Genomic DNA, 24,543 nt, shown 5'->3' on the forward strand with positions numbered 1-24,543 from the left:
ACCCGCTGACCAGCGGCGACACCCCGCTGCTGACTTGCGACGTGTGGGAACACGCTTACTACATCGACTACCGCAACGTGCGTCCAAAGTATGTGGAAGCGTTCTGGAACCTGGTCAACTGGAAGTTCGTGGCTGAGCAGTTCGAAGGCAAGACCTTCACTGCCTAAGCAACGCTTGCAGTAGAAAGAGCCCGGCATTGCCGGGCTTTTTTGTGGCTGTTCCACAACGTCGACCTGCCCAGAATCGTGGAACCCGCGGAAGGGAAACTGCCACCCATCCAGTGAGAGGAATAACCCTCCCACACGCTTCTGGAGAATCAATGATGGAAGAAATCGGAAAAGCAGGCGGACAGATGGCGATGCAACTCATCACCGGACTTATGAAAGGCCTCGCCGGCGGGGCGGGTGGCGGTGGCGGTGATGGCGCTGCTGCCAGCCCTCCGGGCAAACCAGGCGAGGACATGATGCCGCCGGCGCCGCCAAAGATCGAGATTTCAGCCTATCAATAACAGCGGCCACGGTAGCAAAGGCATTTGCCTGACCACTCGTACGCCGAGCCCCCCAGGCGGCGGAGCAAATCCGCCGTTTTTTCTGGTTTTTTCTCCCTCCCCACCGCCAAGACGTCTCCAGCCCTAATGTTCCTTTGACTGGCCTCACGGGATTGCCAATACTCATGGCATATTGAAGGCCACCCGCATGAGACAAGGAATGCCCCTTTGAAGCTGGAACTCAAGAACAGCTTGTCGGTGAAGTTGCTACGGGTTGTGCTGCTGTCGGCATTGATCGTAGGCGTTGCGCTGAGCGTGGCGCAGATCGTTTTCGATGCTTACAAGACGCGCCAGGCCGTGGCCAGCGATGCCCAGCGCATCCTCGACATGTTTCGCGACCCTTCGACCCAGGCCGTCTACAGCCTGGACCGCGAGATGGGCATGCAAGTCATTGAGGGTCTGTTCCAGGATGATGCCGTGCGTATCGCGTCCATCGGCCATCCCAATGAAACCATGCTGGCTGAGAAAAGCCGTGCGTTGCAGCAATCCCCCAGCCGCTGGTTGACCGACCTGATTCTTGGCCGGGAACGCACCTTTACCACGCCTCTGGTGGGCAAAGGCCCTTACAGTGAGTATTACGGTGACCTGAGTATCACGCTCGACACCGCCACTTATGGCCAGGGTTTTATTGTCAACTCGGTGATCATCTTTATTTCCGGCGTGCTGCGCGCCCTGGCCCTGGGCCTGGTGCTGTACCTGGTCTATCACTGGCTGCTGACCAAGCCGTTGTCGCGGATTATCGAGCACCTGACCTCGATCAACCCGGACCGCCCCAGCGAACACAAGATCCCACAGCTCAAGGGGCACGAGCGCAACGAGTTGGGGCTGTGGATCAATACCGCCAACCAGTTGCTCGAATCCATCGAACGTAATACCCACTTGCGCCATGAAGCCGAAAGCAGCCTGCTGCGCATGGCTCAGTATGATTTCCTGACTGGCCTGCCGAACCGCCAGAAACTGCAGGAGCAACTGGACAAGATCCTCACCGACGCCGGACGCCGGCAACGGCGCGTGGCGGTGCTGTGCGTGGGGCTGGATGATTTCAAAAGCGTCAACGAACAGTTTACCTACCAGGCCGGTGACAAACTGCTGCTGGCCCTGGCCGACCGTCTGCGCGCCCACAGCGGCCGCCTCGGCGCCCTTGCCCGGCTGGGTGGCGACCAGTTCGCCCTGGTACAGGCCGATATCGACCAGCCTTACGAGGCCGCCGAGTTGGCACAGAGCATCCTCGACGACCTGGAGGCGGAGTTCGCCCTCGACCACGAGGGCATCCGCCTGCGCGCCACCATCGGCATCACCTTGTTTCCGGAAGACGGCGACAGCACCGAAAAGCTCCTGCAAAAAGCCGAACAGACCATGACCCTGGCCAAGACCCGTTCGCGCAACCGCTATCAGTTCTATATCGCCAGCGTCGACAGCGAAATGCGTCGGCGCCGCGAACTGGAAAAAGACCTGCGGGAGGCACTGGGCCGCAACCAGTTCCATTTGGTATACCAGCCGCAGATCAGCTACCGCGACAATCGGGTGGTCGGCGTAGAAGCACTGCTGCGCTGGCAGCACCCGGAGCACGGTCTGGTACCACCGGACTTGTTCATCCCGCTCGCGGAACAAAACGGCACCATTATTCCCATTGGCGAATGGGTGCTGGACCAGGCCTGCCGGCAATTGCGCGAATGGCACGACCTGGGCTTCACCGACCTGCGCATGGCCGTCAACCTGTCCACCGTGCAGTTGCACCACACCGAGCTACCGCGGGTGGTCAACAACCTCATGCAGATCTACCGCCTGCCGCCGCGCAGCCTGGAACTGGAAGTCACTGAAACCGGCCTGATGGAAGACATCAGCACCGCTGCCCAGCACCTGCTGAGCCTTCGCCGCTCGGGCGCGTTGATCGCGATTGATGACTTCGGCACCGGCTATTCATCCCTCAGTTACCTGAAAAGCCTGCCGCTGGACAAAATCAAGATCGACAAGAGCTTCGTCCAAGACCTGTTGGACGATGATGACGATGCCACCATCGTGCGCGCGATTATCCAACTGGGCAAAAGCCTGGGCATGCAGGTCATCGCCGAAGGCGTGGAAACCGCTGAGCAGGAGGCCTACATCATCTCCGAGGGTTGCCATGAAGGTCAGGGCTACCACTACAGCAAACCCTTGCAGGCCCGGGAGTTGGCGGCTTTTCTGAAGCAGTCTGAACGCAATAACGCAGCGATTCTCTGACGTGGCAACGCCGCCACAGGGTCAGTCTTCTCGCTTGACTGGAGAGCATGGGGACTTGCCCTAAACACGATACTGAATATTTCCCGCGTATAACCCTTTACACAAAATGCAAATCTTTCGCATTATGTCGCAGTTTTTGCGCTCCCCCGCGCGCCCCCTCAACAACCGAAGCAGGATGTTCGCCATGATTCGTATGCCCCTGGCCACCGCCAGTCTGCTGGCCATTGCCATTTCTCTCGCCGGTTGCGGCGAAGGTAAAGACAAGCCCGCAGCAAACCAGGCGCCGACCCCGGCCGCCAGCACTACCGCTCCAGCGGCTGCCACGCCTGCCGGCCAGGTCGACGAAGCGGCCGCCAAGGCTGTGGTCGCGCATTACGCTGACATGGTGTTCGCGGTCTACAGCGATGCCGAGTCCACCGCGAAAACCCTGCAAACCGCAATCGACGCCTTCCTCGCCAAGCCGAACGACGAAACCCTGAAAGCCGCACGCACTGCCTGGATCGCCGCCCGCGTGCCGTACCTGCAGAGCGAAGTGTTCCGCTTCGGCAACACCATCATCGACGACTGGGAAGGCCAGGTGAACGCATGGCCGCTGGACGAAGGCCTGATCGACTACGTCGACAAGTCCTACGAACATGCCCTGGGTAACCCAGGCGCGACTGCCAACATCATCGCCAATACCGAGATCCAGGTCGGCGAAGACAAGGTCGACGTGAAGGACATCACCCCGGAGAAACTTGCCAGCCTAAATGAGTTGGGCGGTTCCGAAGCCAACGTCGCCACCGGCTACCACGCCATCGAATTCCTGCTGTGGGGCCAGGACCTGAACGGCACCGGCCCAGGCGCGGGCAACCGTCCTGCGTCGGACTACCTGACCGGCGACGGCGCCACGGGCGGCCACAACGAGCGTCGCCGCACCTACCTGCGCGCGGTCACCCAACTGCTGGTCAGCGACCTCGAAGAAATGGTCGGCAACTGGAAACCTAACGTCGAAGATAACTACCGCGCCACTCTGGAGGCAGAACCTGCCACCGACGGCCTGCGCAAAATGCTGTTCGGCATGGGCAGCCTGTCCCTGGGCGAGCTGGCCGGTGAGCGCATGAAGGTTTCCCTGGAAGCCAACTCGCCGGAAGACGAACAGGACTGCTTCAGCGACAACACCCACAACTCGCACTTCTACGACGCCAAGGGCATCCGTAACGTCTACCTGGGCGAGTACACCCGCGTCGACGGTACCAAGCTGACCGGCGCCAGCCTGTCGTCCCTGGTGGCCAAGGCCGACCCGGCTGCCGATACCGCGCTGAAAGCAGACCTGGCAGCGACCGAAGCGAAGATCCAGGTCATGGTTGATCACGCCAACAAGGGCGAGCACTACGACCAACTGATCGCTGCCGGTAACGACGCGGGCAACCAGATCGTGCGTGATGCGATCGCTGCGCTGGTCAAGCAGACCGGCTCGATCGAAGCGGCCGCGGGTAAACTGGGCATCAGCGACTTGAACCCGGACAACGCTGATCACGAGTTCTGATCCACACAGGTTCACGCTCAACGTCGGTAAAAATGCCCCGAGGTACACCTCGGGGCATTTTTTTATGCACTGAGACCCCGAAGGGCTCGAGCGCGGAAGATGAAGAGACTGACCTCGCCGCCGTCAACAGACGACCGAACCCCTCCGACCAAAGTCACAAAACTGTTGTTCACCTGCGCTCGGGCCACGAGATTGCGTGTTTCAGAGCGCATAGCGTGTACCCTGGGTTGCACATTGACACCTTCGTCGACCCAGTTACCCTGCACTCGGCGCAACGACATCCAATACACCGTGTCACGCCCCGGTCGCGTAAACAGTAACTCGCCAACGACGTTGTAACCGTCGAGTATCTGATAACGACTGCGCGTCAACACCTCAATCATCAGCGCCCGCAATGTGCCCTCGGTGCCCGACGTCAACGTGTTGTGTAACAGCAGCGCCACAGGATCGGTACGAAACCGCAGATGGCCGAAGAACCCCGACGATTCCCCCAGGTGCCAACCACGCCCGGTTCTGCCGGTGATAGGGAGCAGCAACAACGGGTCGCCAAACTTTGCCATGGACGACGATGGCGACTGGATCCAGTCATTCAGAGTGACCTGCAAGACGCGATAGCCCCAGGCCGTCAACCCTGACGGGTTAGCCCGCCTGAACAGTGCCCTGGCGACTTGTAGCTGACTGGTTTCATGCAGCATGGGAAATGCGCCGGCTACATAGGCCGATATCGTGCGCCGAAACGGCAATTCAATCTGGTTGATCCACCGATTAATCCCTCTATAAAACCGGGTGAGCCTGGGTTGGTTGAACAGGTCGGTTCTCAACATGTGCTCAAACTGGTCAAAGCTATCAAGTACCAGATTGGGATTACGCATATAGGCGACGCTACGTTGCACATCGCCCCCGACAGGCAGGATCGGGTAACAGCGTTCATCGATCCTGATGTAGTCACCCGTCGCGTGGCTCGCATTGCCCGGTATTCTGCGGACTATGTCCCTCTCGGCGTTCAACACGTTCAGTTCGGCAGCGTCGATGGTCTGCCCCCACTCGACAAACCGTTCATGGGGGAGCCTGCCGGGAGACGGTCGAGGTAAGGGGGTACGGTCAGCGTTGACCGTAAGCGCTTGAGGCATCCGTCCAGGGCTGTCCCCGCCACGCAAGCGCGACGCCAACCGTTCTGGCGTGATCGTGAGGTACGGATGGAAGGGGTCGAGGGCGACTCCGCTTCTCAAGTGATAAACCAGGTCCAACCCAAATGCGATTTCCTGTCCCCGCGGAAAGTTGAACGAGTCAAGCACCCGCCAAGCCTGCGCCTCGTCGAAGAACGGATAAACCTCCATGAGCGCCCGGTGCGGCGGCTGACCGCCCTTCAAGCCTCTGCCTGGGTGCGAACCGATGTGCCATGTCCCACTGGCATCCAGTCGAATGGGGTCGTAATAGTATTGCAGCGGTTTGCGTACATCCCTGATCCGCCAGGCCTGCTCTGCGCCGTCATCAAGGATCGAGTACCAGTGCTGATGCTGGTTGATGAAATACACCCTCGAGCCGTCTTTGGAGGTCGTGAAGTAAACCCCCTTGCCCTCCCACCCCTTCAGAGGCAGTACGCCGTCCGGCTTTTTCGCCAGCGCCATGTGCGGGTTCAATTGCCCAATCGTCTTGCTGCGATTGACGCCGGCCGACCGGCTGCCGATGGCCCCATCCACCAGCGCCCCCACCAGCTCTCCAAACGCCCGCACAAAGTGGTTCGCTGCCGCCGTACGGTCTCCCAGGTTCGCCGACTCGACTCCGTTGAACACCGAAAACAGACTCCTGGCCAAGCCAATAGGCAGCATGATCTTGATGGGCAACACCATGGAGGCAATATCGAACGCCGTGGTGGCAACCGTCAGTGCGGTTTCCACATTGGTTTGATGAGTGCTCGTGGATAAGGCCTGGGCATCGTTGATCACGAAGTTGGCGTCAACCTCATAGGCGTCCTCCATGAAGTTATTGTCGATTCTGCCGAAATGAACCATCGAGGTGTCACCTCGCCCCCTCAACACGGCGCGCACTTGCGGCTGGAACGCGCGCTCAACACGGCTCACCAGGTATTCGCGCCAGGAGCTGCTGTGGACGAAATCCCTTATCAGGGTTTCATCCGGGTACTCATGAAACACCCGCCCAGTCGGTGCCTGCGGGGTATAGACCACTACCGAGCCGCCGCCGGCGCTGGCGGTGCGCAGCATCAATACCCCGCGCACCCGCTGGCCGCGCAGCTTCAAGTACTCCACCAGTATGCGATGACCTTCTACGCGCTCGCGCTGGTCGCTATCAATCGGCTCATCAAGCACGACGCGCACCCAGTTGAAGCCACGTTCCAGTCGATCCGGCAAGAAATCGCCGGCAATCCTGGCCTCAATGGCATCCAGCCGCAGTTGATGCGCCAGTACTTGGACATAGGTTTTTTTCTGCGCCAACGCTTGCGGGGACGTAATCAGCCGCTCACGCAACAGCGCCCCATAGGTCCCGCCCACATTCACACCGCGCACCAGATCCCTGACCTGTTCCACGGTCAGCCCTTCATAAACCTTAGCTGTCTTGAAGTCCTCCGGTCGCAGCGCTTCGTCGGGCTTGTCGAGGTCTTCGGTTTTTTCGGTCAAACGCGAGAAATTGATGAAATTGAGATCCAGGCCACCGACGTTTTCCAGGGCCAGTTGGGTCAGTGATCGGCTGCGGCTTTTATACAACGGCGTGCCGGGCTCTCTGATGGAGTGGCCGGGCGCGCCTGGGACTATCACGCTGGGAGGGACATAAGCTTCCTGGGTGTGCACGAGAATATGATCTGGGTTGATATCCAGCCCGTATTCGGCCACCAGCACCTGGCGCAGTTGCTGATTGGCGTAAGCCAGCAGTTTGCTCTTGTCGCTGAATTGCGCCCAGGAAGGCAAGCCGTCCGCGGCCAGCAGGTTTGCCAACTGTTCGTAATATTGCGCACTCGCGGCGCTCCACGCGTCTTTGTCGCTTTGACTGGCGGCACTGAGAAAGGCCTTGATCTGCGCCTGCCCGCGTTTTTCCAGGCTGGCGAAGAGTGCACCCGCGCCATCGAATGCCCGCGTCAGGTCCATTACCTCGTCCAAACTCTGCGACAAATACGTGCTGTCCGCCTGCAAACCCAAGGTTTGATAGCGCGCAAGGGTCGCGGCAACGTTCTGTTGAAGGTGCAGGCATTGGGATTCGATAGCGTAATCGAACGGGGAGTCCAGTCGTTCAAGGTACTTGAACTGGCCCCGTTCATGACCTTCCCGGCACCGCGCCAGCGCCAGCGATTGCTGGTCTTGCGCCACCATCGCCAGGATGCGGGGGAACGCAACGCCATGGCTCAGCCGCCGATGCAGCTCGCGGTCAAGGTCACTCAACGAGGCAAACTCTTCAAGGCCTGCGCCGGGCATGAACACCACCACCGTGCCGACGTTCGCCGCCGGCTCAATGGGTCGAACCTGAGGCACCTGAACATCGCTTTGCCAACCCACGTGGGTATCTTGCGGGTCCCGGGCGGTCAAGATAAAGGCCCCATGCAGCGGGATATCGTCGGTATCCCCAGCCTTCAAAGCGATCCCATAGACACACGGTCGATAGCTGCCCAACGCCTGACGCGCCAGGGCGTCCGGGTATTTCAGCACTTTGGCGAACAGCGCCTGCGCCGTCGCACTGAACAGGTTTTCGGCGCTGAGCAGGGCGAGCTCGGTGCTCAATTGCTCGGTTCGCGTTTTAATCAACTGCTGCTTGATGGTGTGCGCCTCAGTCGGCCCATGCGCCAAGGCCAGGAAGGCTTGCTGGGATTGCTGATAACGCCCTGAAAAACCATCGGCAAATTGGTCAAGGAAACGATCGAAAGCGCTCGGTGTGAGCCCGGTAACAGGCTCCCACTCCCCTTCAGCGGTCAAGCGCGCATGGAAACTGACAGGCCGGCTGGCGTAGCCCGAAGCCTGGTTGGCAACCATGCGCTGCACCACCGCTTCCATGAGGTTCAACCTCGGCACCAGGGCTTCCTCGGGCACCGGTTCGCTGTTTTCAGGGAGGGGGGTGCCGATGGCCCGTGTCTCTTGCTCATCGTACTGGATAACCCCTTGGTCTATATCCAGCAGCGGTTTGCGGTCAGGGAATGCGTGATCAAAGGCCTGCTGCACCAGGGCGTGAAACGTCGGTTGCCGCTGGAGCAACTCGAACAGTTCGATATTCAGTGCAACCAGCTTCTGGCGCAGGCTGGCCTGTAAGGGGGTGTCGCGCAGCGTCAGGCGACTGATCAGCGGCGTCGGTGATAACCGGTCATGCGGCATGGCGTCTATCTCGAAAATAGGAGGTACGCCATCGTGCCGCTGCAGGCCGGGACGGGGGCATTACATAGCTACTCGCCAAGCCAATGTCCGCTCCGGTTTACTTGCCCCACACCCCAGGTAGAATGGCGCCTCTGCCCTACCTCGAGCGAACTTCATGGCGTTGCCGACCCTACGCATCATCGGTTTCATCATCGGCATCTTCCTGATCACCCTCGCGATCGCCATGGTCGTGCCCATGGCAACCCTGGTGATCTTCGAACGCACCAGTGACCTGCCCTCGTTCCTGTGGGCCAGCATGATCACCTTCATTGCCGGCCTGGCCCTGGTGATTCCCGGTCGCCCGGAACATGTGCACCTGCGCCCGCGAGACATGTACCTGCTGACCGTTACCAGCTGGGTGGTGGTGTGCATCTTTGCCGCGCTGCCGTTTCTGCTGACCCAACACATCAGCTACACCGACTCGTTTTTTGAAAGCATGTCCGGCATCACCGCCACCGGCTCCACCGTGTTGAGCGGGCTGGACACCATGTCGCCGGGCATCCTGATGTGGCGCTCGCTGCTGCACTGGCTGGGCGGCATCGGTTTTATCGGCATGGCGGTGGCGATCCTGCCGCTGCTGCGCATTGGTGGCATGCGCCTGTTCCAGACCGAATCCTCGGACCGCTCGGAAAAAGTCATGCCCCGCTCGCACATGGTGGCGCGCCTGATCGTGGCGGCCTACGTGGGCATCACCATCCTCGGCAGCCTGGCGTTCTGGTGGGCCGGGATGGGCCTGTTCGATGCGATCAACCATGCGATGTCGGCGATTTCCACCGGCGGGTTCTCCACCTCCGATGAATCCCTGGCGCACTGGAAACAACCCGCCGTGCACTGGGTGGCGGTGGTGGTGATGATCCTCGGCAGCTTGCCGTTCACCCTGTACGTGGCGACCTTGCGTGGCAATCGCAAGGCACTGATCAAGGATCAGCAAGTACAGGGCTTGCTCGGTTTGTTGCTGGTGACCTGGCTGGTGCTTGGCACCTGGTATTGGTGGACCACCAACCTGCACTGGCTGGAGGCCCTGCGTCACGTGGCACTGAATGTCACGTCGGTGGTGACCACCACGGGTTTTGCGCTGGGGGACTACAGCCTGTGGGGCAACTTCTCACTGATGCTGTTTTTTTACCTGGGGTTCATCGGGGGTTGCTCGGGCTCTACGGCGGGCGGGATCAAGATCTTCCGTTTCCAGGTCGCGTATATCCTGCTCAAGGCCAACTTGAACCAGCTGATTCACCCGCGCGCGGTGATCAAGCAGAAGTACAACGGCCACCGTCTCGACGAAGAGATCGTGCGTTCGATCCTGACCTTTTCGTTTTTCTTCGCCATCACCATCTGCGCCATTGCCCTGGCCCTGTCGCTGCTGGGCCTGGACTGGATGACCGCCTTGACCGGCGCCGCGAGTACAGTGTCCGGCGTGGGCCCGGGCCTGGGCGAAACCATCGGCCCGGCGGGCAACTTCGCCAGCCTGCCGGATGCGGCCAAATGGATCCTGTCGCTCGGCATGCTGCTGGGCCGGCTGGAGATCATTACAGTCTTTGTTCTGTGCATTCCGGCGTTTTGGCGTCACTGACGGTCGACGCTTCCAGCAACCGCGCCCGGTATTCGCCGGGCGTGGCATCGAACCAACGACGAAACGCGCGGAAAAAGTTGCTCGGATCAGCGAAGCCTAACAGGTAGGCAATTTCCAGCAGAGTCATGCTCGGCTGCGCCAGGTACTGCTCGGCCAGCTCGCGACGGGTGTCGTCGAGCAACGTCTGGAAACTGGTGCCCTCTTCCTGCAAACGCCGCTGCAAGGTGCGCTGGGACAGGTGCAACGTCTGGGCGACCACCTCTCGCTTAGGCTCGCCCTGGGGCAACAAGCGGCACAACACTTGGCGCGCCTTGTGGGTCACGCGGCTTTCCGAGAAGCGCGCCAGGTATTCACCGGCAAATCGATCGTGCAGCAGCGCCATGGCCTCATTGGCCGTGGGCAGTGGCGCGTCCATATCCGCCCGTTCGAAAATCAGCGCGTCATAGGGCGCGTTGAATTCCAGGGGGGCATGGAACGCTTGTTTATAGGGGGTGAGGTCCGCCGGTTGATCGCCTTGCAACACCACCTTGCGTGGTTGCAGGGTACGGCCGGTCAGCCAGCCACACAGTGCCAAGGCACTGGCCAGTGAGGCTTCGGCGCTTTGCCGGGTGGGGGGCAAGTGATCACCGTGCACCGTCAGAATCAGCGCATAACCTTCGGGGATCAGTCGGAAACTCAGGTCGGCACTTTCGGCGATGATCCGCTGGTAGCGCACCAGGCGCATAAAGCCTTCCGCCAGCGTGTTGCTGGACATCAGTGCGTAGCCGGCCACATGAAACGACGCCGGGCGCACGACCTTGCCCATGTTCAGGCCAATCGCCGGGTTACCCGAAAGCTCCACCGCCCGTTGCCACAGACGCGTCATGGAGTCTTGCGGGAACCGCGCATCGGGATCGTCAAGGGCGGCGTAGTCCAAGCCGAGTTGCTTGAACAAGGCACGGCAATCCAGGCCGTCCATTTCCAATGCCTTGACTATCCCCATCGCCCAGCTTGCAGAAGTTGTTCGTTCGCTCATGGCGTCTTCTTAATAAAGCAGGCTCAAACAGCAGCCAGGAAGCCAAGGATACTAAAGTGGCATCTATTGTCACTGGCTGTTACTACTGATCACTCTAGACTCAAATAAGCTCCCCGCCGAACATCTGTTCGGCGGAACAATAATCAAAGGGCCGGTCGCCGTGGAAAATGTTAAACGTTTCAATAGCTTCGCCGAGTTCTACCCCTATTACCTGAGCGAGCACGCCAACAGCACCTGCCGGCGCCTGCATTTTATTGGCACGACGCTGGTGATCGGTATCCTGGCGTATGCCATTGGCAGAGGTTCTTTGGGCTTGCTGATTGCCTTGCCGATTGCCGGCTACAGCTTTGCCTGGATCGGCCACTTCTTCTTCGAAAAGAACCGCCCCGCGACCTTTCAGCACCCGTTCTACAGCCTGCTGGGGGACTTTGTGATGTACCGCGACATGATTCTCGGCAAGGTGCCGTTTTAAAGCGGGTGTGACCCCATGTCACTTGCGCTTGAACGATGAGCTTACGTAAATCCGGCGATATAAAAGTCTATTTGTCATTTACAGTGCTGTATCCTGCCAAGGCTTTTTGAGAGCGCGGAATCACCTGCGATTGAAAAAACAGACTTTGCGAGGAGCGACGACGATGCACGAGATACCTAATCTCCCCTTCCCAAGCCTGCACCCTACAGAGCAGCCAACCCCGCAGCAGGCCAGCGACAAACAGCCTGAGGCCAAAGAAGCAAAACCAGTCGAGCGCGAAAGCCAGGACTGACGCCGTACCAGACCGTGTGGAAAGCGCACCTTTGAGCGCTTTCCACACTGCCTGAATAAATCGAGATACCCATCATGATCGACAACCTCCCCAATACCCCGGACACCGCCGTACTCGATGCTGCCCTGCAGATGGTCGAGATCTGGAACCGCCTCAGCGCAGACAAACAGGCCGTGCTGCTCAAGCGCTTCGGCACCCAGGAAAACGCCCTGGCCGCCCTGGTCACCACCCAATTGCTGGCCCCTGCACAAGCCTGAGGTCTTTTTGATCTGAGATTTTTGCGGTTTACCGCCCTGCACGGGGCAAACCACCGGTATCATTAGCAGCCTATCTTTACCTGCTGCGACAGTGGACCTCTCCCATGCCCGATACACAGCGCCCCCTGGCGGTCACGCTGCAAGTTGTTTCCATCGTGTTGTTTACCTTCATCGGCTATCTGAATATCGGCATTCCCCTGGCCGTGTTGCCAGGTTATGTGCACAGTGAGCTGGGCTACGGCGCAGTCATTGCTGGCCTGGTGATCAGCGTGCAATACCTGGCCACCCTGCTGAGCCGCCCCTATGCGGGCAAAATCATCGACACGCTGGGCAGCAAGCGCGCGGTACTGATTGGCCTGGCGGGCTGCGGCCTGAGCGGTGTGTTCATGCTGCTCGCGGCGTGGTTCTCAAGCCTGCCGGCGTTGAGCTTGGGCAGCCTGCTGATCGGCCGCCTGGTACTGGGCAGTGCTGAAAGCCTGGTGGGCTCGGGCGCCATCGGCTGGGGCATCGGCCGCGTCGGTGCGGCGAATACCGCCAAGGTCATCTCCTGGAACGGCATCGCCAGCTATGGAGCCCTGGCCGTCGGTGCACCGCTGGGCGTAGTGCTGGTGAGACATTTCGGGCTGTGGAGCATGGGCGTCAGCATCATCCTGCTGGCAATCGTCGGCCTGTTGCTGGCCTGGAACAAAGTCGCCGCCCCCCTCGTTGCCGGCGTGCGCCTGCCGTTCATGAATGTGCTGGGTCGAGTATTGCCCCACGGCTGCGCACTGGCGTTGGGCTCTATTGGCTTTGGCACCATCGCCACGTTCATCACCCTGTATTACACCACCCAGCATTGGGATAACGCGGTGTGGGCCCTGAGCCTGTTCGGCGCCAGTTTTATCGGTGCGCGGCTGCTGTTCGGCAATTTGATCAACCGGATCGGCGGGTTTCGCGTAGCGATTGCCTGCCTGTCGGTGGAGGTTCTCGGCCTGCTGTTGCTGTGGCTCGCGCCGGACGCCCATCTGGCCCTGGCCGGTGCGGCATTGAGCGGTTTCGGCTTTTCCCTGGTGTTTCCGGCCTTGGGCGTGGAAGCCGTCAACCTGGTGCCGGCGTCCAGTCGTGGCTCGGCAGTGGGGGCTTATTCACTGTTTATCGACCTGTCGTTGGGCATCACCGGGCCACTCGCCGGGGCCGTGGCGGCAGGCTTCGGCTTCGCGTCGATCTTCCTGTTCGCCGCCCTCGCCGCCCTCGGTGGTTTACTGCTGAGCGTGTACCTGTATCGCCAGGCACCCAAGGCCCGCGAAGCGCGCGGCGACTAGAAGTCGACCTTGCCGCGCCCGGCCTTGATGCTGCCGCGCTTGGTCTTGGATTCGAGCCGTCGCTTTTTCGAGCCCAGGGTCGGCTTGGTCGGGCGGCGCTTCTTCTCCACCTTGGTGGCGCTGAGGATCAGCTCCACCAAACGCTCCAGCGCATCCGCGCGGTTCTGCTCCTGGGTCCGGTATTGCTGGGCCTTGAGCACCAGCACGCCTTCGCTGGTGATACGGCTGTCGCGCAACGCCAACAGCCGCTCCTTGTAGAAGTCCGGCAGCGACGACGCCGGAATATCAAACCGCAAGTGCACCGCACTCGACACCTTGTTGACGTTCTGCCCACCGGCACCCTGGGCGCGAATGGCGGTCAGCTCGATCTCGGCGTCGGGCAAATGCACGTTATTGGAAATCACCAGCATTGAGACAGGTCCGCGGTTCAGGTTCGCCAGCATACGCGAACGAGTCACGATGCTACACCGGCCCGCTTCCCGCGCAGGTGCTTCGACGCGCCTCATGTCCTGTTGGCAAAGGCCTGTTCCAACAGAGACTTGGCTAGCAACGTTGAATGGATCATCGCTTGGCGATCGGTGGGTTTTTCATCATTCAGCGTCATCTCGACGCCCGACACCACCTCCGGGAAGGAATGAGAAAAGATCAGCGCAGGCTCAACCCGTTTTGCAGACAAACCGTGCAAATCGCTGCGCATCTTGTCGTAGAAGCCTTGGGCATTGTCTGTGACTTGGTTACGCATCAGATGAAACACCAGCCCCATCATCGCTGCCCGGCCGTTCTTTTCGTCCATCCCGCTTGGCCACATGGATTGACCTTGTAATTGGGCTGCATATCGAATGGTCGAGGCGACATCCGATGCGCCACCCGAGGTACCCAACATGACGGGCATGCCAAGCTCATCGCGCACCTGAGTGCCCAAGTCGTTGCGCAAATCCGTGCCATGGCGGCTGGTGAAATGATGTGTCTTCACACCGTCCACAACACGGTTCGACCCCACGCGATGCTGCACGGTGTAGGCATCGACGCTACTGAGCATCGGATCATGCGCCTTGAGCGCCTCGGCAATTGCCTTGATACCAAAGCCCATTTCCGCACCTTGCTGCGCATGCTCACGGGTCAACGGCCCCTGCTCGCCGCGAACCAACAGGGCGTGCAGGTTTTTCATACTCAAGTACAGACCGCCTGTGCCCTCTCCAGCCAGTAGAACGTTGCCGGGGTCATTGCTCGGCGCCAACAACTCCTTGTGCAGCGCCTCGCGAAACGCGGGATCACTTTTTGAATGCGTCCACAAACCGCGAACCAGGTGTGCCATATGTGATGACAGTTGCGATGCTGGCGAGTCGTCGCGGAGCAAATCTTTCTCAACGCCCAGACCGATGGCCATTTCAGACTCGATGTGCGTGAAGAAATGCTTCGCTCGGCGCGCAAGGTGTTCTGGGTTCTCGTAGTTGGAGTTTTGCAGCGTATCGTTGACGAAGGCATTGACCAGGTAGTCTTTTTCAGCGGGAGAGTAGTTTTTCCCCGCGATGGAGACTCCGGTGTGCGGCGTGAATGCCGGGGTTTCCTCACCGGCGTACAGCTTATTGCCGCAGCCGGTATCCAAGGCCGGTGCGTACTCATTGGCTGGATTGAAAGGTTGCCTGCTGACGGAAATCAGATCTCGCATACATCACCTCAAATATTCAGATAAAACCACTATCTATTTATTGCAAGGCAACACCACACAGTTCCGGCGACGGGCTGCTGACAGCAACAAACCGAATAATCAGGCAACGGACAAGCCCAACTCCGACAACAACATCGACGCCTGGGCTTTGGAAATCACGGCGCCTTTGAACAATTTGGCATCATTGAGGCGAAACCCGCTCAGATCCGCACCGCGCAGGTCGGCGCCGGCGAAATTGGCACCGTTGATACGCGCGTGGGCGAGGCTGCAGTCAATCAATTCGGCCTTGCGAAAATCCGCGTCTGACAAATCGCTGTCGGAAAAATCCAGGTTATTCAGCACAGTACGCGCGAACGACAACCCCGACAGAAAGGCGCTGTTCAACCGGGTTTCGCTGAAGCTCAGGCCCAGGGAGGCGCAATGGGTGAAGTTGGCGCCGGTCAACTTGCAGTGCTCAAAACTGGCCTGGGACAACTTGCTGCGCTGCCAACGGGTGTTGTTCAGGTCGCAGCTGTGGAACTGCGCCTCCAGCAGGTTCGCCGCTTCAAAGATGGCGTGGCCGGCGCGGCAGCTTTTCCACTGGGTACCCTCTAAGCGCGATCCAAGGAACGAGGTCTGGACCAGGATGCAGCGTTCGAACACCCAGTGATCCAGGGCCATACGCGACAGATCGGCGCCACTCAAGTCAACGCCCACCAGGCGCAAGGGGCCGCCGTGCTGATCGATCAGGTCTTCCAGCTCACAGCACTGCAAGGTGCCGCCGTCGATGTCGGTGTGGTGCATGGGTGGGCTCCAGCCAATGAACAGATCACAACAAGACGCGAGTCTACCCCGTCGACGCCCACAAAAAACCCGGCACTGCGCCGGGTTTTCCTTTTAGGTGCGGGCGCTTACTTCAACGCTTCACTCGCTGTCGTCAGCGCCGCATCGGCACTGCGCTTATTCTTGAGCCCATAACACCCCGCCATGAACACCACCCACACCGGGATCGCGTACACCGACACCTGAATCCCCGGGATCATCAGCATGATCACCAGGATAAACACCACGAACGCCAGGCACACATAATTGCCATACGGGTACCACAGCGCCTTGAACAAGGGCACCTGGCCGGTGCGGTTCATGTGCTGGCGGAACTTGAAGTGAGAGAAGCTGATCATCGCCCAGTTGATCACCAGCGTTGCCACGACCAGCGACATCAGCAGTTCCAGCGCGTGTTGCGGGATCAGGTAGTTCATCAACACCGCCACCAGGGTGATCGCCGCCGAAGCGAGGATGGCGCGTACCGGCACGCCGCGCTTGTTGATCTTCGCCAGTGCTTTAGGTGCATCGCCCTGTTCGGCCATGCCCAGCAGCATGCGGCTGTTGCAGTAGGTGCCGCTGTTGTACACCGACAGTGCCGCCGTCAGGACCACGAAGTTGAGGATATGCGCGGCAGTGTTGCTGCCCAGCATCGAGAACACCTGCACGAACGGGCTGCCGCTGTAAGCGTCGCCGGAGGCATTGAGGGTCGCCAGCAGGCTGTCCCACGGCGTCAGCGACAGCAGCACCACCAGGGCACCGATGTAGAAAATCAGGATGCGATAGATCACCTGGTTGATCGCTTTTGGGATCACCGTGCGCGGCTGGTCGGCTTCGGCTGCAGTGAAGCCGAGCATTTCCAAGCCGCCGAAGGAGAACATGATGATCGCCATGGCCATCACCAATCCGCCGACGCCGTGCGGGAAGAAGCCGCCGTGGTCCCAGAGGTTGCTCACCGAGGCCTGCGGGCCGCCGGTGCCGCTGACCAGCAGGTAGCTGCCCAGGGCGATCATGCCGACGATGGCCACCACCTTGATGATGGCGAACCAGAACTCGGCTTCACCGAAGACTTTGACGTTGGCCAGGTTGATCAGGTTGATCAGCACGAAGAACGCCGCTGCCGAGACCCACGTCGGGATCTCCGGCCACCAGTAGTGCACGTATTTACCGACGGCCGTCAGCTCCGACATCCCCACCAGGATGTACAAAATCCAGCAGTTCCAGCCCGACAGGAAGCCGGCGAAACCGCCCCAATACTTGTGGGCAAAATGGCTGAAGGAACCGGCAACCGGCTCTTCGACGATCATTTCGCCGAGCTGGCGCATGATCATGAAGGCAATGAAGCCGCAGATGGCATAGCCCAGGATCATCGACGGGCCAGCGGATTTGAGCACCCCGGCCGAGCCGAGGAACAGGCCGGTTCCGATGGCGCCACCGAGGGCGATCAACTGGATATGCCGGTTTTTCAGGCCGCGTTTCAGCTCGCCTGAAGAGGAATGGGGTCCACTCATGAAAAGGGTCTCACGCAAGGTTTGAGGATGTTGAATGCAGGTTGCTGCCTTGAATTACCGACTCAAGCAGCGCCGCTCAAACCCCAGCGCAGGCACCAGGAGTACAGCGTCGTTCTAACGGTCATGCGTCACCTGTTTGTTTTTATCTGTGACGAAATCGAACCCGTCCGGCTCGTGGCCAGGCGGAGTGATCAGGGCGGGTAAACCCCGAGGTCTTGGCCTTTTGCGTGGTTACGCAAGGGGGTCACAGTAAAACGCGGCGGATTGTACACCGCTCGACCGCTTGGGGGGGTCCGCGAAAAGCGAGTGCGACGATCTGTCAGGTAATCCTTACAGCGCAGGATCGGCCAACAATGTCGCCACCTACCCGTAAATTAATCGTTACAGCATGGAAAATTAGCGTTACAGCTGTAATTTTAATAAAAATTGACGGTAGGAAATTTCCGGCAGATTAGTCGCGCCAGCTACCTGTATTTATTCAAGAAAAAACCAGCGCCTAAAAACAGAACAAAAAATCCAAATGAAACCGTGTCAATAAAAATTTTGCATTTATAAACACTCTCTCCTAGGTTCATCCCACTTGCCCGCGAAGCCCGTTGGCAAGCCGTTCTCAAACAACGTCCTCTAGGAGATACACCATGCAAGCACTGGAAAACGACCTGGAAACCGAACTGCAACTCGACGATTGGTTTGAAGCGCCGACCCATGAGGCCGCCGTTGAAATGATGCAAGCCGATGCCGTTGTGCCGTTCGGCACCGCGATGTGGCCATTCTAAAAACCGGCAGGCATTCGGCAGGTGCTGTGCACGGCACCTGCCCCCTTACCCAAGGCACAGAAAGGAAGTACGTCATGGACAAGGCCCGCGCCGTCGAACACTTTCTCTACTACCTCGCGCACCACCCGGCGCTCAACGGCCTGAGCTGCCCCACTGTGTTGCTGGGCCATACCGAGCGCTACGACGCCATCGCCCAGGCGATCACCCACAGCAGTGCCGCCCGCTTCAACTTCCAGGTGCAGCGCCTGGACCTGGCCACCAGCGATACCCTGGCCGAAGCGATTGAAACCTGCGACCTGTACCTGTTCCTCTACGATTCCTCGACCTTGCCCAACCCTCGCGCCGAAGGCCCGGACTTTATCCGTGCCCTGCAAGGCGTGATGGCCGAGCACTGGAAAAAATCCCTGCTGTTCAAGGATTACGGCGACTACTTCTACGACACCTTCAGCGTCGAACCCCAGCGCATTGCCGACCTCAACGCCACGCTGATCCGGCGCATGTCCCAAGCCACGGTGCTGAGCTTTACCGATAAGCACGGTTCGCGGCTGGAAGCGCCGATGAGCAGCATCAAGAAGTGGACCAATATCAACGGCGTCGGTAACCACGACCTCGCCCCCGGTGAGATCGCCACCCACAGCGAAGCCATCAATGGCCAGGTGCGGTTTGTCGGCACCTTTCTCAGCACCATCCCATTCGCGCGTAAATACGGCGTGCTGCAATCACCGCTGGAGCTGTGGATCGAGAACTCGACCATCTGCAGCGTGGCCAGCGACGTGCCTGGGCTGGCGGATGATTTCAATAAATACCTGAATGCCAACCCGTCCAACCGGCGTGTGGAGGAACTGGGAATAGGCACCAATGAAGGCGTGAAGGACCTGTATGCGCGCAATGCCGGGTTTGAGGAGCGCCACTGCGGGTTGCACCTGGGCCTGGGGGGCGGGCAGAAAGGCAGCCATCACCTGGATCTGATCTTCGCCAGTGGGGTGCTGGCGCTGGATGACAAGCCGGTGTTTGATGGCACCTTTGCATTCTAAGCGCTGACGTCGATTCTCATAGAGATCCACTGTGGGAGGGGGCTTGCCCCGGATGGCAGTGGGTCAGCTGATGTATGGGGTGGCTGGCACACCGCTATCGGGCGCAAGCCCCCTCCCACATTTTTGACGGTATTCCAAAGCAAAAAAAAACGCCAACCCGAAGGTTGGCGTTTTTTTATGCAGCACTTACATCACTGCGGCTTCTTGCGACCAAAACCCGGGCGTTGACCCGAACCGGCCGGGGCGCCACGGCGCTTGCCCGACGGCTCGTCCGCGACCAGTTTCGGGCCGGGGCGCTTGTTGGCCGCCGGCTTGGCTGGACGCTTGGTGCTGGCGTTGTCCGCTGGACGATCGGCTTCACCGCGGTTGCTGCGACCACCCGCCGGGGCAGGACGCGGGGTGCGCGGAGCACGCTCGCCTTCCTGACGCGATGGCGCGGTGGGGCGGCGCTCGCCTTCGATCTGCGGCTCACGCGAAATACGACCGCCGGTCGCCGGTGCATTCAGCGCCGGGCGCAGGGTGCGGGCAACACGTTCGGTGCGAGCCACAGGGCGCGACGATTTACGCTGCATACGCTCGAGCTTGTCTTTGCTCTTGGCGTTCATCTGCGGCATCGCGACCGGCGTCAGGCCGACTTCGGCGCTGAGGATGTCGACTTCGTACTGGCTCATTTCGCGCCAGCGGCCCATCGGCAGGTCGGAGTTGAGGAACACCGGACCGAAACGCACGCGCTTCAGGCGGCTCACCACCAGGCCCTGGGATTCCCACAGGCGACGGACTTCACGGTTGCGACCTTCCATCACCACGCAGTGGTACCAATGGTTGAAACCTTCACCGCCTGGGGCTTGCTTGATGTCGGTGAACCTGGCCGGGCCATCTTCCAGCACCACGCCAGCCTTCAGGCGCTCGATCATTTCGTCATCGACTTCACCGCGTACACGCACGGCGTATTCGCGGTCCATCTCGTAGGACGGGTGCATCAGACGGTTGGCCAGCTCACCGTCGGTGGTGAACATCAGCAAGCCGGTGGTGTTGATGTCGAGACGGCCGATGTTGATCCAACGGCCTTCTTTAGGCTTAGGCATCTTGTCGAACACGGTCGGACGGCCTTCCGGGTCGTCACGGGTGCAGATCTCGCCATCGGGCTTGTTGTACATGATCACGCGGCGCACCGATTCGGCGGCCTCTTCACGCTTGATGACCTTGCCATCAATGGTGATTGCATCGTGCAGATCGACGCGCTGGCCGAGGGTGGCCTCGACGCCGTTGACCTTGATGCGCTTCTGGGTGATCCAGGCTTCGACGTCGCGGCGCGAGCCCACGCCGATACGCGCCAGCACCTTTTGCAGTTTTTCGCCTGCTGGGCCGATTTCCTGGCTGTCGTTCTGGTCTTTGTCGTTCATCTTAAGCACCTCCCGGTGGGTCGATTCAGGCGTGGCCTGAAGAGTGTTGAAAGCGGGGCTTTGGCCGAATAGCTCGGCAAAGGGTCGCGAATCATACGCGCATGGCGCGCGTTGCGCATCAGAGACTAGTCGATATGCGCCCAGTCATTTGCTTTTCCGCCGACCGGTGGCGCCCAGGGCCAGCAATCGCAGCTCGGCTTCGGCCAAGACGGTACGCTTGTCGGCTTTGTCGAGTTTCTTCCAGGCACGGATCTCGCGCTTGCTGCGGCCGCAGCCAACGCAGATGTCGTCGTTGAATTTGCAGAGGCTGATGCAAGGGTCTTTGGTGGAGCTCATGCGTTTTCCCTGACAATCAAAGTCAAATGTGTGGGGCTTGCTGTGGTGAGCAGGCTTGCCCTGCGCTGGGCTGCGAAGCAGCCCCTTGAGTCGGCGGTGAACCTGTCGGGGGACAAGCCCCACTCACCACAGCAAGCCCCCTCCCACATGAGGGCAGTGGCGGTAAATAAATCGCGTCAGTCTTCGAACTGGCGGCGCTCGGCCTCGATCGCTTCGGCCAGGGCCCGGGCTTCGTCTTCTTCGTCGCTCAGCGGCGGCTGTTCGAGGGCAGCGACGGCTGCCAGGAGTTTTTCCCGCGCTTGGGCCACGCCGAGTATGTCTTCCTCGGGCGCTGCTTCTGCTTCGACTTCAGGCTCAACTTCAACGTTCACTTGCGCTTCAGGCTCAGCAGCACCGTCACGCAACAAATCATCAAAGTCGGTCTTGATCCCCTGCTCCATGTCATCCAGCTCCAGCAACAACGTGTGGAAACTGGTCTCGTCCTTCGGTTCTTCCGGCTCTGCGGTCGCGTCGGCCAGTTCCTGCAGGCTCGCGGGCACCGGCGCGTCGTCGAAATCGAGCACCGGCTCGGCTTCCATCTCGCGCAGTTCGGCCAGCGGCGGTAAATCGTCGAGGTTCTTCAGGTTGAAGTGGTCGAGAAACACCTTGGTGGTGGCAAACATCGCCGGTTTGCCGGGCACGTCGCGGTAACCGACGATACGGATCCACTCGCGCTCCAGCAGAGTCTTGACGATATGGCTGTTGACCGCCACGCCACGCACGTCTTCGATCTCGCCACGGGTGATCGGCTGGCGATAGGCGATCAGCGCCATGGTCTCCAGCATCGCCCGTGAATAACGCTGTGGGCGCTCTTCCCACAAGCGACCGACCCACGGGGAAAACTTCTCACGTATCTGCAGGCGATAACCCGACGCCACCTCGCGCAATTCAAAGGCACGTCCGTCGCAGGATTTACGCAGGATCTCCAGCGCCTTCTTGAACACCGGCGGCTCAGGGCGCTCGGCCTCCTCAAAGAGTTCGAACAGGCGCTCCAGGGATTGCGGTTTACCCGAGGCCAGGAGAAAGGCTTCCAGCAATGGGGCCAGTTCGCGGGGTTCAGTCAGATTCATCGATTCAGCTCTTTATTCGGCTCGCGCCCGCACGTGGATAGCCGCAAAAGGCTCATTCTGGACCAGCTCGACCAAGGATTCCTTCACCAACTCGAGGATCGCCATAAAGGTCACCACCACCCCCAGGCGCCCTTCTTCGGCCGTAAACAGCTCGACAAACGGCACGAAGCCGCCGCCCTTGAGGCGCTCCAGCACGTCGCTCATACGCTCACGGGTGGACAGCGCCTCGCGGCTGACCTGGTGGTGCTCAAACATGTCGCCACGGCGCAGCACCTCGGCCATGGACATCAACAACTCTTCCAGGCTCACATCCGGCAGCAACTTGCGCGCACGGGCTTCGGGGGCGTCGAGCTTGGGCACCACCACGTCGCGACCCACCCGGCTCAAGCCGTCGATACCTTCGGCGGCGGCCTTGAAACGTTCGTACTCTTGCAGGCGGCGGATCAGTTCGGCGCGCGGGTCGTCCTCTTCAGCTTCGACCGTCTCCGAGCGCGGCAGCAGCATGCGCGACTTGATCTCGGCAAGCATGGCGGCCATCACCAAGTACTCGGCGGCGAGCTCCAGGCGCACCGACTGCATCAGCTCCACATAGCCCATGTACTGGCGAGTGATTTCCGCCACCGGAATGTCGAGGATGTTGATGTTCTGCTTGCGGATCAGGTACAGCAACAAGTCCAACGGACCTTCGAAGGCGTCAAGGAAGACTTCCAGCGCGTCCGGCGGAATGTACAGATCCAGCGGCATTTCCATGACCGCCTGGCCATACACCATGGCAAACGGCAGTTCCTGCTGGGCGCCTGCCTGGGGGTCGACGGTTTCCACGGCCGACATTCAGGCCTCGACCATAAACGGAGCCGGGTCGCCGCAACCCACCCGGATCACTTCCGGTTCGCCATCGGCCAGGTTGATCACGGTGGACGCCTTGCCGCCGCCGAAACCGCCGTCGATGATCAGGTCGACCTGTTTTTCCAGCAATTGGCGCATTTCGTATGGGTCTTCCAGCGGTTCGGTATCGCCGGGCATGATCAACGACACGCTCATCAGCGGCTCACCCAGCTCGGCCAACAGTGCCAGGGCGATGGGGTGCTCCGGCACCCGCAGGCCGATGGTGCGCTTCTTCGGGTGCAACAGCAGGCGCGGCACTTCGCGGGTGGCGTTCAGAATAAAGGTGTAGGGCCCTGGCGTGTGGGCCTTGAGCAGGCGGAAGGTGCCGGTGTCGACCTTGGCGAACAGCCCCAACTGGGACAGGTCGCTGCAGATCAGCGCAAAGTTGTGCTTGTCGTCCAGTTGACGCAGACGTCTTACACGCTCGACCGCGCCTTTGTCGCCGATCTGGCAACCAATGGCGTAGGAAGAGTCGGTTGGGTAGATCACCACGCCACCGGCGCGAATGATCTCGACGGCCTGTTTAATCAGGCGCGCCTGGGGGTTTTCCGGATGAATCTGGAAGAATTGACTCACGTGTTCTACCTGTTCAGACGGTGGCAATAATGGGGTCATGCTTGAATCGCCCCCACAAGAGCGGCAAGTCTTCCGGGACGGGGCGATACTCGCCGATCTCGGACCAGCCGCCTGGGCCATGAAAATCACTGCCGGCACTGACCAGCAGACCAAATTCGCGGGCAAGAATCGCCAGGCTGCCGACCTGTTCGGCGGGTTGATGCCCGTTGACCACTTCGATTGCGTGGCCGCCCGCTCCAATATAGTCGGCAATCAGCTTGCGACGCTTGCTGCGGGTGAAATCGTAATGCCAGGGATGCGCCAGGCTGACCCAGGCCCCAGAGGCGCGCAGGGTCTCGACGGTGTCTTCCAGGGTCGGCCAATGTTGCTTCACATCCCCCAACTTGCCGGCGCCCAACCACTTGCGAAAGGCTTCGGCACGGTCCTTGACGAAACCTTCCCGCACCATCCAGTCGGCAAAGTGCGGCCGGGCCGGTGCATTGCCGCTGTCACCCAGTTCCTGCTGGATGGCGCGGGCGCCTTCGAGCGCTCCAGGCATGCCTTTAAGGCTGAGCTTGCGGCTTATTTCTTCGGACCGCAGCCAGCGGCCATCGTGCAATTGGGCGATGGCCGCGACCAAAGGCGCGGCGTTTTGATCGAAACCGTAGCCGAGCACATGAATGGTGGCGCCGCCCCAGGTGCAGGACAACTCCACACCGTTGACCAGTTGCATGCCCAGTGAATGGGCGGCTTCGCGTGCTTCGTCGAGGCCTTCGAGGGTGTCGTGGTCGGTCAAGGACAGGACTCGCACGCCTTTTTCAAACGCACGCGCAACCAGTACCGCGGGCGCCAGGGCGCCGTCGGAGGCCGTGCTGTGGCAGTGCAAATCGACATTCACGGGGATGTGTAA

General features: G+C 60.2%; 22 protein-coding genes. 10 read left to right on the plus strand and 12 right to left on the minus strand.

All coding sequences use genetic code 11. The features are described 5' to 3' along the window. The 4 genes from AC3ZU9_RS25060 to AC3ZU9_RS25075 form a co-directional block, all read left to right on the plus strand. Positions 1–167, plus strand: a 167-nt coding sequence (locus AC3ZU9_RS25060; protein ID WP_490091498.1) for a superoxide dismutase, incomplete at its 5' end; no start/stop codon positions are given. A gap of 152 nt (positions 168–319) precedes the next feature. Then, positions 320–508: a hypothetical protein gene (locus tag AC3ZU9_RS25065; RefSeq protein ID WP_046035488.1), complete on the plus strand. Its 189-nt coding sequence runs from the start codon at positions 320–322 to the stop codon at positions 506–508. A 207-nt stretch (positions 509–715) separates the two neighbouring features. Continuing rightward, positions 716–2,767 carry a putative bifunctional diguanylate cyclase/phosphodiesterase gene (locus tag AC3ZU9_RS25070; RefSeq protein WP_046035489.1) on the plus strand — a complete coding sequence of 684 codons (2,052 nt, stop codon included), beginning with the start codon at positions 716–718 and terminating at the stop codon, positions 2,765–2,767. Positions 2,768–2,951: 184 nt separating this feature from the next. Next, complete coding sequence (locus AC3ZU9_RS25075; RefSeq protein ID WP_015885564.1) at positions 2,952–4,295, plus strand: imelysin family protein; 1,344 nt, start codon at positions 2,952–2,954, stop codon at positions 4,293–4,295. Positions 4,296–4,357: 62 nt separating this feature from the next. Here the strand turns inward: AC3ZU9_RS25075 and AC3ZU9_RS25080 are convergent, their stop codons facing one another. Continuing rightward, complete coding sequence (locus tag AC3ZU9_RS25080) at positions 4,358–8,608, minus strand: dermonecrotic toxin domain-containing protein (protein ID WP_490091490.1); 4,251 nt, start codon at positions 8,606–8,608, stop codon at positions 4,358–4,360. 154 nt (positions 8,609–8,762) lie between these two features. Between AC3ZU9_RS25080 and AC3ZU9_RS25085 the strand changes: the two genes are divergently transcribed. Further along, positions 8,763–10,217, plus strand: a complete 1,455-nt coding sequence (locus AC3ZU9_RS25085) for a TrkH family potassium uptake protein (RefSeq protein WP_015885566.1) — start codon at positions 8,763–8,765, stop codon at positions 10,215–10,217. Here AC3ZU9_RS25085 and AC3ZU9_RS25090 read toward each other — a convergent pair. Then, a complete protein-coding gene (locus AC3ZU9_RS25090) occupies positions 10,174–11,232 on the minus strand; it encodes an AraC family transcriptional regulator (protein ID WP_015885567.1) in 1,059 nt (352 codons plus the stop codon). The genes AC3ZU9_RS25085 and AC3ZU9_RS25090 overlap by 44 nt on opposite strands. Before the next feature lie 160 nt (positions 11,233–11,392). Between AC3ZU9_RS25090 and AC3ZU9_RS25095 the strand changes: the two genes are divergently transcribed. The 3 genes from AC3ZU9_RS25095 (at position 11,393) to AC3ZU9_RS25105 (ending at position 13,554) form a co-directional block, all read left to right on the plus strand. After that, positions 11,393–11,704, plus strand: coding sequence for an Mpo1-like protein (locus tag AC3ZU9_RS25095; protein ID WP_015885568.1), 312 nt, complete (start codon positions 11,393–11,395; stop codon positions 11,702–11,704). Between the two features lie 366 nt (positions 11,705–12,070). Beyond that, positions 12,071–12,253 (plus strand): hypothetical protein, encoded by a 183-nt coding sequence (locus AC3ZU9_RS25100; protein WP_015885569.1) that lies wholly within the window; start codon positions 12,071–12,073, stop codon positions 12,251–12,253. Positions 12,254–12,357: 104 nt separating this feature from the next. Continuing rightward, positions 12,358–13,554, plus strand: a complete 1,197-nt coding sequence (locus AC3ZU9_RS25105) for an MFS transporter (RefSeq protein ID WP_015885570.1) — start codon at positions 12,358–12,360, stop codon at positions 13,552–13,554. On the opposite strand, the gene arfB is transcribed toward AC3ZU9_RS25105, so the two are convergent. From arfB to AC3ZU9_RS25125, 4 genes are all read right to left on the minus strand, one after another. Beyond that, positions 13,551–13,964, minus strand: a complete 414-nt coding sequence (gene arfB / locus AC3ZU9_RS25110; protein ID WP_034109044.1) for an alternative ribosome rescue aminoacyl-tRNA hydrolase ArfB — start codon at positions 13,962–13,964, stop codon at positions 13,551–13,553. The two genes, AC3ZU9_RS25105 and arfB, sit on opposite strands and share 4 nt — an antisense overlap. Before the next feature lie 92 nt (positions 13,965–14,056). Further along, positions 14,057–15,223, minus strand: coding sequence for a hypothetical protein (locus tag AC3ZU9_RS25115; RefSeq protein WP_102061313.1), 1,167 nt, complete (start codon positions 15,221–15,223; stop codon positions 14,057–14,059). A gap of 99 nt (positions 15,224–15,322) precedes the next feature. After that, positions 15,323–16,006, minus strand: coding sequence for a pentapeptide repeat-containing protein (locus tag AC3ZU9_RS25120; RefSeq protein WP_490091491.1), 684 nt, complete (start codon positions 16,004–16,006; stop codon positions 15,323–15,325). Positions 16,007–16,113: 107 nt separating this feature from the next. After that, the gene (locus AC3ZU9_RS25125; protein WP_490091492.1) at positions 16,114–17,535 is read right to left on the minus strand and encodes an amino acid permease; all 1,422 of its coding nucleotides are present in this window, start codon (positions 17,533–17,535) and stop codon (positions 16,114–16,116) included. 638 nt (positions 17,536–18,173) lie between these two features. Here AC3ZU9_RS25125 and AC3ZU9_RS25130 point away from each other — a divergent pair. Further along, positions 18,174–18,311, plus strand: coding sequence for a hypothetical protein (locus tag AC3ZU9_RS25130; RefSeq protein WP_003175756.1), 138 nt, complete (start codon positions 18,174–18,176; stop codon positions 18,309–18,311). A gap of 74 nt (positions 18,312–18,385) precedes the next feature. After that, positions 18,386–19,345: a CgnE/CgnB domain-containing protein gene (locus tag AC3ZU9_RS25135; RefSeq protein ID WP_102061314.1), complete on the plus strand. Its 960-nt coding sequence runs from the start codon at positions 18,386–18,388 to the stop codon at positions 19,343–19,345. Between the two features lie 191 nt (positions 19,346–19,536). Here the strand turns inward: AC3ZU9_RS25135 and rluB are convergent, their stop codons facing one another. From rluB to AC3ZU9_RS25165, 6 genes are all read right to left on the minus strand, one after another. Beyond that, a complete protein-coding gene (gene rluB, locus AC3ZU9_RS25140) occupies positions 19,537–20,748 on the minus strand; it encodes a 23S rRNA pseudouridine(2605) synthase RluB (RefSeq protein WP_490091493.1) in 1,212 nt (403 codons plus the stop codon). Positions 20,749–20,892: 144 nt separating this feature from the next. Further along, a complete protein-coding gene (locus AC3ZU9_RS25145) occupies positions 20,893–21,084 on the minus strand; it encodes a DUF1289 domain-containing protein (protein WP_015885578.1) in 192 nt (63 codons plus the stop codon). A 176-nt stretch (positions 21,085–21,260) separates the two neighbouring features. Further along, positions 21,261–22,193, minus strand: a complete 933-nt coding sequence (scpB, locus tag AC3ZU9_RS25150) for an SMC-Scp complex subunit ScpB (RefSeq protein ID WP_102061315.1) — start codon at positions 22,191–22,193, stop codon at positions 21,261–21,263. Positions 22,194–22,205: 12 nt separating this feature from the next. Then, positions 22,206–23,024: a segregation and condensation protein A gene (locus AC3ZU9_RS25155; protein ID WP_015885580.1), complete on the minus strand. Its 819-nt coding sequence runs from the start codon at positions 23,022–23,024 to the stop codon at positions 22,206–22,208. Next, complete coding sequence (locus AC3ZU9_RS25160) at positions 23,025–23,654, minus strand: L-threonylcarbamoyladenylate synthase (protein ID WP_015885581.1); 630 nt, start codon at positions 23,652–23,654, stop codon at positions 23,025–23,027. It lies immediately after the preceding gene. 13 nt (positions 23,655–23,667) lie between these two features. Beyond that, positions 23,668–24,531 carry a PHP domain-containing protein gene (locus AC3ZU9_RS25165; protein WP_015885582.1) on the minus strand — a complete coding sequence of 288 codons (864 nt, stop codon included), beginning with the start codon at positions 24,529–24,531 and terminating at the stop codon, positions 23,668–23,670. Positions 24,532–24,543: the final 12 nt, after the last annotated feature.

Source organism: Pseudomonas sp. A39 (assembly GCF_058145955.1).

Coding starts and splice junctions, on each gene's coding strand:
- arfB (WP_034109044.1), bottom strand. CDS start 13,964: ATGCTGGTGATTTCCAATAACGTGCATTTGCCCGACGCCGAGATCGAG.
- scpB (WP_102061315.1), bottom strand. CDS start 22,193: ATGAATCTGACTGAACCCCGCGAACTGGCCCCATTGCTGGAAGCCTTT.
- AC3ZU9_RS25125 (WP_490091492.1), bottom strand. CDS start 17,535: ATGAGTGGACCCCATTCCTCTTCAGGCGAGCTGAAACGCGGCCTGAAA.
- AC3ZU9_RS25105 (WP_015885570.1), top strand. CDS start 12,358: ATGCCCGATACACAGCGCCCCCTGGCGGTCACGCTGCAAGTTGTTTCC.
- AC3ZU9_RS25145 (WP_015885578.1), bottom strand. CDS start 21,084: ATGAGCTCCACCAAAGACCCTTGCATCAGCCTCTGCAAATTCAACGAC.
- AC3ZU9_RS25130 (WP_003175756.1), top strand. CDS start 18,174: ATGCAAGCACTGGAAAACGACCTGGAAACCGAACTGCAACTCGACGAT.
- AC3ZU9_RS25065 (WP_046035488.1), top strand. CDS start 320: ATGATGGAAGAAATCGGAAAAGCAGGCGGACAGATGGCGATGCAACTC.
- rluB (WP_490091493.1), bottom strand. CDS start 20,748: ATGAACGACAAAGACCAGAACGACAGCCAGGAAATCGGCCCAGCAGGC.
- AC3ZU9_RS25135 (WP_102061314.1), top strand. CDS start 18,386: ATGGACAAGGCCCGCGCCGTCGAACACTTTCTCTACTACCTCGCGCAC.
- AC3ZU9_RS25100 (WP_015885569.1), top strand. CDS start 12,071: ATGATCGACAACCTCCCCAATACCCCGGACACCGCCGTACTCGATGCT.
- AC3ZU9_RS25090 (WP_015885567.1), bottom strand. CDS start 11,232: ATGAGCGAACGAACAACTTCTGCAAGCTGGGCGATGGGGATAGTCAAG.
- AC3ZU9_RS25085 (WP_015885566.1), top strand. CDS start 8,763: ATGGCGTTGCCGACCCTACGCATCATCGGTTTCATCATCGGCATCTTC.
- AC3ZU9_RS25080 (WP_490091490.1), bottom strand. CDS start 8,608: ATGCCGCATGACCGGTTATCACCGACGCCGCTGATCAGTCGCCTGACG.
- AC3ZU9_RS25115 (WP_102061313.1), bottom strand. CDS start 15,223: ATGCGAGATCTGATTTCCGTCAGCAGGCAACCTTTCAATCCAGCCAAT.
- AC3ZU9_RS25155 (WP_015885580.1), bottom strand. CDS start 23,024: ATGTCGGCCGTGGAAACCGTCGACCCCCAGGCAGGCGCCCAGCAGGAA.
- AC3ZU9_RS25075 (WP_015885564.1), top strand. CDS start 2,952: ATGATTCGTATGCCCCTGGCCACCGCCAGTCTGCTGGCCATTGCCATT.
- AC3ZU9_RS25120 (WP_490091491.1), bottom strand. CDS start 16,006: ATGCACCACACCGACATCGACGGCGGCACCTTGCAGTGCTGTGAGCTG.